General features: G+C 48.9%; 1 protein-coding gene. It reads right to left on the minus strand.

The window, feature by feature from the left end; all coding sequences use genetic code 11:
* Positions 1-2050 (minus strand): VCBS domain-containing protein (locus AB4185_RS21700; RefSeq protein WP_372135926.1); only part of this gene is annotated, 2050 nt, incomplete at both ends.

Genomic DNA, 2050 nt, shown 5'->3' on the forward strand with positions numbered 1-2050 from the left:
GTTGATGCGCCAGTGTGTGTTGTACCACCATGCGCGTCTTTCACATCGTAGGTGAAGTGGACGCTGCCGTTGTAATTGTGGCTTGGAGTGAAGGTGAAGGTTCCATCGTGATTGTCTTGAATCGAGCCATGGTCAGCATGCAAATTAGCGATAGTGAGCTTACCTGCATCGTTGGCGTCTACGTCAACAGTATTAGCGATTAGCTCGGTTGCTGTGATGGTTTGAGCAAGATCTTCTTTACCGCTGTTCAGTTGCACTTCACCAGAACAATACGGACGGTCGTTATCGCCATGAACGGTGACAACAATATCGTGAGTGGTGCCATCAGCCGATTTGACGGTGACAGTATCCGTTATCGATTCACCTTGGCCGAGGTGATCAATCTTTCTACCTGTTGCGTCTTGGCCTATGGAAGCGTAGTAGCTCCAATCTCCGTTACTCTGAAGTATGACACGACCATGAGTGCCGTAATAAACGCCGGTTTGGGCATGGCTTTCACCGGAGTCTGGATCAACAATGTTCAGGTGACCATCAGTGTGTATTTCGTCGTTCCATAATTTGCCGATGTTTCCATGCATATGATCTGGTGAGCGATCATCGACGTAGCCACCAGACATTGTACCATCTGGTGCTGTATAGGTATGCCCTTCATGAACATCTCCAGTATAGACACCGCCGATAACGGCAGAATTATTAACCCCTGTAATCGTTATTGAGAGGTTTTGAGTGCTGCTCGCATTATGCTCGTCTGTGACTGTTACTGGAACAGTCAATGTCTTCGTGACACCTGATGCTAACGATTGATAGCTAGAGTGAGCAGGATCGAAGCTATAACTGCCGTCCGGATTAACCACCAAGCCATCAATCTGCGGTGCGCTGTAAGTCAAGGCCGCACCGGTATCAATATCTTGGCCAACCATTTGTCCATTTAGAACGCTTCCACCTTCAGTCACTGAGTGGGACTGAGCATTGATGGTTGGGGCATCGTTGGTACCATGAACCGTTAGCTCTATCGTGTGTGTTGTACCATCTGCTGAGCGTATAATGGCTGAATCGTGTTTAACTTCGCCTTGCGCTAAGTTCTGTATATTGCGGTTGTCGAGGGTATAGGTGTAGTGACCGTCGCGCATGAGCAGTATGTGCCCACCCAGTTTGGTGTCGTAGCCAATACCTTGATAGGTTTGTGAGCCTATATTCGGATCAAACTGTGCCTCTCCCTTATCAGGGTCTTGGATGTTTAATCTGCCGTCGTAATGCAGTTGGTAGTGGGTATCTATATAGCCGCGATCTTCAGTTACTCCCCGTAAGTCTGCATTGGCTTGTGCGTCGGTAATAATCGCGTTATCTGGAGTTGCGATAAGATCAAACTTAGCTTGAGTGCTGACGCTGCCCCCATGGCCGTCAACCACATCATAGGTGAGTCGAATCTCACCATTGAAATCTTTATCTGGCGTGAAGGTATAAGTGCCATCTTTATTATCAGTCAGGCTACCGTGTGTCGCTTGCAAATTTGTCACGTGCAATACATCGCTACTATCCACATCGCTTGCATGTGTTAGCAAGTCAGAAGCCTTGATGGTTACGGGTTGATCCTCTTTACCCGCAGGAAGCTGAGTCCACGCACTGACAATTGGTTTGTCGTTGCTGCCTTGCACATCGATAACGACTTTATGAGGGACTGTCGCTCCTGTTGAATCGGTAGCGGTGATCCAGAATGATTCAGACTGATGTTCACCAGCCGCGAGTTTATCCGCGGCACCGCCGGTTGAATTGTCTAGCTGATAGTGCCAATGACCATGCTGATCAATCGACAGCGTTCCCCATTGACCTTGGGGTTGATTGATTGCCCACGTAACGGTGTCGGACTTATCTATATCAGTCGCGATTAAGCTCCCTGTCGCATCGGGGTTTCCTGCCGTGTTCAAGCCCTGTTCGATCACCGCGCCACTTGAGGTACCTGAGATAGTAGGGCGGTCATTGGTGCCATTAATCGTCACTTTGATGGCCGACGGTGTGCCATCAACGGAAGAGACGGTAAAGGTTTCTTCGA

The sequence above is a fragment of the Vibrio sp. 10N.286.48.F5 genome (assembly GCF_041469785.1).
In the GTDB taxonomy this organism is placed as follows: Bacteria; Pseudomonadota; Gammaproteobacteria; order Enterobacterales; family Vibrionaceae; genus Vibrio; species Vibrio crassostreae_C.